The sequence below is a fragment of the Neorhizobium sp. S3-V5DH genome, assembly GCF_004343065.1.
GTDB lineage: Bacteria > Pseudomonadota > Alphaproteobacteria > Rhizobiales > Rhizobiaceae > Neorhizobium > Neorhizobium huautlense.
The window spans coordinates 167,540-174,236 of sequence record NZ_SMCL01000011.1 but is presented as its reverse complement, the minus strand read 5'-3'; the positions used below and the strand labels follow the sequence as shown (position 1 = coordinate 174,236).

At 59.0% G+C, this 6,697-nt stretch carries 6 protein-coding genes; 2 read left to right on the top strand and 4 right to left on the bottom strand.

From position 1 onward, the window contains the following. Nucleotides 1-153: 153 nt before the first annotated feature. The 3 genes from EDE09_RS16870 to EDE09_RS16860 form a co-directional block, all read right to left on the bottom strand. The gene (locus EDE09_RS16870; RefSeq protein WP_165924203.1) at nucleotides 154-1,653 is read right to left on the bottom strand and encodes a tripartite tricarboxylate transporter permease; all 1,500 of its coding nucleotides are present in this window, start codon (nucleotides 1,651-1,653) and stop codon (nucleotides 154-156) included. Nucleotides 1,654-1,690: 37 nt separating this feature from the next. Then, nucleotides 1,691-2,167: a tripartite tricarboxylate transporter TctB family protein gene (locus tag EDE09_RS16865; RefSeq protein ID WP_132411887.1), complete on the bottom strand. Its 477-nt coding sequence runs from the start codon at nucleotides 2,165-2,167 to the stop codon at nucleotides 1,691-1,693. A 61-nt stretch (nucleotides 2,168-2,228) separates the two neighbouring features. Beyond that, complete coding sequence (locus EDE09_RS16860; RefSeq protein WP_162712418.1) at nucleotides 2,229-3,212, bottom strand: tripartite tricarboxylate transporter substrate binding protein; 984 nt, start codon at nucleotides 3,210-3,212, stop codon at nucleotides 2,229-2,231. 239 nt (nucleotides 3,213-3,451) lie between these two features. Between EDE09_RS16860 and EDE09_RS16855 the strand changes: the two genes are divergently transcribed. After that, complete coding sequence (locus EDE09_RS16855; RefSeq protein WP_112799900.1) at nucleotides 3,452-4,477, top strand: LacI family DNA-binding transcriptional regulator; 1,026 nt, start codon at nucleotides 3,452-3,454, stop codon at nucleotides 4,475-4,477. Between the two features lie 9 nt (nucleotides 4,478-4,486). On the opposite strand, the gene EDE09_RS16850 is transcribed toward EDE09_RS16855, so the two are convergent. After that, complete coding sequence (locus EDE09_RS16850) at nucleotides 4,487-5,638, bottom strand: mandelate racemase/muconate lactonizing enzyme family protein (RefSeq protein WP_281033663.1); 1,152 nt, start codon at nucleotides 5,636-5,638, stop codon at nucleotides 4,487-4,489. 119 nt (nucleotides 5,639-5,757) lie between these two features. Between EDE09_RS16850 and EDE09_RS16845 the strand changes: the two genes are divergently transcribed. After that, nucleotides 5,758-6,642: a LysR family transcriptional regulator gene (locus EDE09_RS16845; protein ID WP_112799904.1), complete on the top strand. Its 885-nt coding sequence runs from the start codon at nucleotides 5,758-5,760 to the stop codon at nucleotides 6,640-6,642. Nucleotides 6,643-6,697: the final 55 nt, after the last annotated feature.

Below are 6,697 nucleotides of genomic sequence, written 5' to 3'. Positions count from 1 at the left end.
TAGCCCATCTGCATGGTTCGTGATCGATGGCCGAAAGAACGCTGATCGTCAGGCATCATCCATCGCGCCGAGCGCAGTTGCTCGTAAGTTTTCCTGCCTACCATTTCAAACTCCCGTGCCGAATGGCACCTATTTTTCAATCGCTGGCGCCCGTTATTCAGTGAATGCCTCTTCTCGCTTCCGGCTTATGCTCGGCGACAGCACGAGGGCGAGGACGATGAGGGCGAAGATCAGCAGCGACAGGCTCAGCGGGCTGCGCAGGAAGATCATAGGATCGCCCTGGCTGATCAGCATCGCGCGCCTGAGGTTCTCTTCCAGCATCGAGCCCAGGACGAAGCCTAGGAGCAGCGGGGCCGGCTCGAAGCGCAGCTTGCTCAGAGCGAAGCCGACGACGCTGAAGCCGGCCATCATGAACACGTCGAAAACGCTGTTGTTGATGCTGTAGGCGCCAATGCAGCAGAAACCGATGATCGCCGGGAAGAGCAAATGATACGGCACCGTCAGCATCCGCACCCAAAGGCCGATCAGCGGTAGGTTGAGGATGACGAGCATAAGGTTGCCCGACCACATGGAGACGATCATGCCCCAGAACAGAGCCGGTTCATCCGAGATGACATTAGGGCCTGGAGTGATCCCCTGGAGGATCATCGCGCCCACCATCAACGCCATGACCGGGTTTCCGGGAATACCAAGGGTCAGCATGGGAATAAAGGACGTCTGAGCGCCGGCATTGTTAGCCGACTCCGGCGCGGCAACGCCTTCGATCGCGCCTTTTCCGAACTGCGCGCGATTGGGCGAAAGCCGCTTCTCCATCGCATAGGCAGCAAATGAGGCCAGCATCGCCCCGCCACCCGGCAGGACGCCCAAAAAGGAGCCAAGTGCCGTACCGCGAAGGACGGGACCGCGAACCCGCTTGAACTCATCTTTCGTCAGCATCAGCCCGCTCACCTTCTTGATGCCGACGGACCGCTTCCGTTCATGCTCAAGATTGCGCAAGATCTCGCAGAGCCCAAAAATCCCCATGCTGACGGCCACGAAATTTAAGCCGTCGTAGAGTTCGGGGATGTCGAACACATACCGAGGAGTGCCGCTCTCGACGTCGGTGCCTACAGTTCCAAGGATCAGGCCGAAGACGATCATCGCCATCGCCTTGAGGAGCGAGCCGCTCGCAAGCGCCACAGACGCGACCAAACCGAGCACCATCAGCGAGAAATATTCGGCCGGGCCGAAATTGAGCGCTACAGCAGCCAGAGGCGGCGCCGCTAACGCTAGCAGGATGGTCGCAACGGTGCCGGCAAAGAAGGAACCAAGGGCCGCAGTCGCGAGTGCGGCACCGGCGCGGCCATTGCGAGCCATCTGATAGCCGTCGATCGCTGTGACGACGGAGGAGCTTTCCCCCGGAAGGTTGATGAGGATCGCTGTGGTGGAACCGCCGTACTGGGCCCCGTAAAAGATGCCGGCCAGCATGATGAGCGCGGATTCTGGCGGCAGGCCGAAGGTGATCGGCAGCAGCATGGCAATGGTTGCCGTTGGCCCAAGGCCCGGCAATACGCCGATCGCCGTCCCGAGAAGACAGCCGACGAAGCCGTAGAACAGATTCATCGGCAGGAAGGCGGTCGACGCCCCGAGTAGAAGATTAGAAAAGATATCCATATGCAATCCATCCGGTTTCATCGGTTGGCTGGCGATCTTAAAGGTCGCCGAAAAATGGGAGCCAGGGTCCGAAGGCGCTGATAGGAAGCGACAGCAGCCGTGTGAACAGGAAAACCGAACACACCGACAGGAACAGGGCGAGCAGGATCGAGTGTCGCCAGTTGGCATGTTTGCTCGCAGCCGCGACACCGACGACCAGAAGGAAAATGGTGGGAGCCAGACCCAGGCCGGAAAGTGCAAGACCGAAGAAGACCGGCCCGACGATGACCAGAAAGTAGCCCCTCCAGTTCCACGCTTCCGGCTCGCCTTCTTCGGCATGAACGGTGATCGACTGTACGATGATAAGCACGCCGATCGCGATCAGAACGAGGCTCAGCATGGTCGGAAAGTAACCGGGGCCCATCTGGAATGAGTTGCCCACTTCCAGATCGCGGCCGAACCAGATGAACAGCAGGGCGACGCAGATCATCGTCAAGCCGCCGACGAAGTCGCGGCCGTTTCTTATCTTCAGCATGGCATGATACTCGCAGATGAATGTTGTTGCCGGCCAGGCAGAACCCGGCCGGCAAGATCGGTCATTGCAGAGGAACGTTTGCGGCTTTGATGACCTCGGCCCACTTCACCGTTTCCTTGGCGATAAAGTCCTTGAACTCTGCCGAGCTGCTGCCGACCGGGGTCACCCCCATCGCTTCGAGCTTCGCCTTCATAGCCGGGTCGGCGATGATGGCCTGAATTTCCTTGCTAAGCTTTTCGACGATTTCGGGCGGCGTGCCGGGAGGCGCGAACAGCCCATGCCAAGAGGTTGCTTCGAAGGCCGGAATGATGCTTGCCATGGTGGGCACGTCGGGAAGCAACTTTGCTCTTTCCAGACTGGTGACAGCCAGCGCCTTGAGTTTGCCTGCCTTCACCTGCTGAGCAGCGGTCGGAATGTTATCGAACATCATGTCGACGTGACCGGCAACCACATCGAGAATGGCTTGGCTGCTGCCCTTGTAAGGCACATGGGTGATCTTGACGCCCGTCTTGGTGGCCAAGAGTTCGCCGGCAAGATGGATCGAGGTTCCGACGCCCGAGGATGCATAGGTATGCTTGGCCGAGTCGGTCTTCAGGAACTCCACCAGCTCCTCCACGGTGTTGGCCTTGATTTTGTCGGGGTTGACCACCAGCACGTTCGGCAGGCTGGCGATTAGCGAGATCGGCTCAAAGCCTTTTTCCTTGTCATAGGGCAGCGTCTTGTAGAGCGTCTGATTGATGGCGTTGGAGCTGACCGTGCCCATCCCAATCGTATAGCCATCCGGCTTCGACCGCGCTAAGTCGCCGAGCCCGACATTACCGCCGGCCCCGGGCTTGTTCTCTACGATGAAGCGCTGGCCCAGCCGCTTATCTAGTTCCTCAGCCACGAGGCGGCCGAACGTGTCCGTATTGCCGCCGGCCGCGAAGGGAACAACGACAGTAACGGTTTTCGAGGGGTAATTATCGGCGGCGGCGCCGGGCTGCACGCCTGCAACGGTCAGGGCAGCCGCGACGGCCGCACACATCATAAATCTCTTGAGGTACATGAATTCTCCTCCACCTGCCTGGCCTCGGCCAGTTCCAAAAGACCACCATTTCTGATCCCTCCTCAGGAAGAAATGGAAGCGCTTCCATTTTAGCTACTAAAACAAGAGTCGCAAGCACGCCGCAAAAATTTGTTACACCTATGAATCAAGCTCTTAGTTCATCTTCCCGGAAATTCGATAGTGCGCCGCTTGATAAGGACGCCAATGAATGCGTAAATCATTTTTGGCAGGAAGGTATCATGGCCGATCAGATCAGGAATAAGCAAAAGCTTCCCTCCGGCCCGGTGACACTGGCCGATATCGCGAGGCTGGCAGAAGTATCGCCCGTCACGGTGTCGCGAGCAATCAATACGCCGCATCTGGTAAAGCCTCGGACGCGGGAAGCGATCGAACGGGTCATTGCGCGAACCGGTTACGTGCCCAACCTTCTCGCCGGCGGCCTCGCATCGCGCAGAACAAAGCTCATCGCCGCCATCGTGCCGGCGGTCTCCAGTACCATCTTTGCCGAAACGATCGAAGGTCTGAACGCCGAACTTGTCTCGGTGGGGTATCAACTGCTTCTGGGCTTGAGCGGCTATGATGCGCAGCGGGAGCTTGAACTGACGCGGGCGATTCTGGCGCGCCGCCCCGATGGCATCATTCTTACCGGCATAACGCATCTCAAGGAAACCCGCGCCATGCTAACAGGTGCGGGATTGCCGATCGTGGAGATATGGGATTCCACTCCTTCTCCGCTTGATACGGCAGTCGGCTTTTCTCACACAGCAGTGGGCGCACTTGTTGCCGATCACCTGCTGCGCCGAGGATATGACCGCTACGCCCAGATTGGCGCCAACGATCCCCGCGCAGTTCAGCGCCGCGACGGCTTTATTCATCGCTTCGAGGGGGTAGCAACTGTTGAACTGCCGGATCTGGAAATGGGTACACCCTCCACTTTCCGGGACGGCCGCGTTGCCATGGCGCAGCTTCTCGATCGCGGCCAGGGCTCGCTTGGCGTTTTCTGTTCTTCAGATGTTGTGGCTCATGGTGCATTGGCTGAAGCATACGCTCGGGGCTGCCGCATCCCTGACGATCTTGCGATTGTCGGCTTCGGCGATTTCGACTTCGCGCCGCACACCCACCCTCCCCTGACGACCGTCCGCATCGACCGCCGAGGGATAGGCACGAAAGCGGCGCAGTCGATCCTCCGAAAGATCGCTGGAGACGAGCATGTGGAAACCATGATGAATGTCGACTTCCAAATCGTCACCCGCGGGACCGCCTGAGGTCCGCGCTTACGGTCGCTTTCCGAACTCTGCCTCCGCACGTTTCCATTGCTGTGCCTGTTCAGAGAGCGATATGCCAAGCCCCGGCCGGGTCGGCACGAGCATTCGACCGTCCTTGATCTCTAGCCGCTCGTTGAACAGCGGATCGAGCCAATCGAAATGCTCCACCCATGGCTCAAGCTCGTAGGCTGCAGCCAGATGGAGATGAATCTCCATCGCGAAATGCGGCGCCAACTGCAGTTTCTTCGCTTCGGCCAGCGCGCAGATCTTCAGGAACTGGGTGATGCCGCCGACACGTGGCGCATCTGGCTGGATGAAGTCGACGGAGTTGTTGTTGATGAGCGCTACATGTTCGAGGACGCTCGCCAGCATTTCGCCGGTCGCGATTGGAGTATCGAGTTGTGCTGCAAGCATGGCGTGGCCCTCCACGTCATAAGCATCCAGAGGCTCCTCGATCCAGGTGAGATTGTAAGGCTCCATCAGTCGGCCGAACCGCATCGCGCTTGGTCTGTCCCATTGCTGGTTGGCATCGACCATCATCGCCGCGCGGCCGTTCATAAGCTCGTGGACGGCGGCCACGCGCTTCAAGTCCTTAACCATGTCAGGCTGGCCGACCTTGATCTTGATGCCGCCAATCCCGGCAGCGATCGACTGCTCGACATTGTCCAAAACCTCCTCGAGCGGAGAGGACAGGAAGCCGCCTGACGTGTTGTAGCAACGCACGGAATCGCGGTGGGCGCCGAGCAGTTTTGCGAGCGGCAGGCCGGCGCGCCTGGCTTTGAGATCCCATAGTGCCACGTCGAAGGCGGCAATGGCCTGAACGGCCAAACCGCTGCGCCCGACCGACGCCCCTGCCCAGCAGAGCTTGTGCCAGAGCTTACCGATGTCGTTCGGGTCCTCGCCAATCAGGACATTGCCGATCTCTTTCGCATGTTCGTATTGTCCCGGGCCGCCGGCTCGCTTGGAATAGCTGAAGCCGATGCCGCTATAGCCCTGGTTGGTCTCGATCTCGGCAAACAGAAATGCCACTTCGGTCAGCGGCTTCTGTCGACCGGTCAGAACCTTTGCATCGCTGATGGGCGTTTTCAGCGGCAAGAAGATCGAGGACAGCTTTACCCAAGCGATGTTGTCGGCGCTGTTGTTCTGTTGCAGCGAACCCATTGTCGCTTTTGTGTCCATGGTTCAGGCCCCTGACGTTTGATCTTCCCTTGACTGATACCGCGGGGATCCATCTAAGTCCAAATCGAATATTGATGATAATCTATGCCGGATTTAAATAGATGCTGGACATGAACCATGTTAGATCCTTCATCGCTCTTGCGGCAGAGCTGAACTTCAGCCGCGCTGCCCGCCGCCTCAACATAACGCAACCTCCGCTCAGCCGGCAGATGAAGCTTCTGGAACAGCAGCTCGATGTTCCACTCTTCGAAAGGAGCAGCCGACGCGTCGTGTTAACGCCCGCCGGTCGTGCATTTCTTCCTGAGGCCCAGAAACTGCTTGCACAAAGCGAAGCAGCCGTCGCCGCGACAAGAGGCGCAGCCCGCGGCAGCGCCGGATCGATACGGATCGGATTCGTTGGTGCCGCGACCTACAGCTTCCTTCCAGCCTTCATCACGCGCGCTCGCGCTTCTGCGCCTCATGTCGAGCTGGAATTGGTGCAGATGGAGACGGCTGAACAACTGAAGGCGATCAATGACGAGCAGATTGATCTGGGCTTTTCGCGCCCGTTGACCGGGCCACATCACCTTGACTGCCTGTGCGTCGCCCGCGAACCGATGATGCTGGCGGCCCCCAAAGCTCACCCTCTCGCAGCAAAGCGGCGCCCGGCTCTCACTATGCTGAGTGGTGAGCCTTTCGTCATGTTCGCTCCTCAGGCGCGCTACCTGCACGACAAGCTGACGCAACTGCTTGCGGATGCCGCCGTTTCTCCTAGGATCGTACAGAGCATGACTCACTCCCAGGCGATCCTGTCGCTGGTCAGCGCTGAAATCGGTCTGGCTATCGTTCCCGCGGGAACGCAGAACGCATGCTTCAACGACGTCGTGTTCCGGCCCCTGGACCTGCGCAAAGACTGTTTTGTTGAACTTCACGCGATATGGAGCCCAGCGAACCGTAACCCGATGTTGCCGGACGTGAATGCGACCGCAAGGACTTTTTCAAGCTGATTTTGGGAGGCTGGACTGTTGGTTTCCACGCAAAACTGAGCCGGTGGCGTGCGGA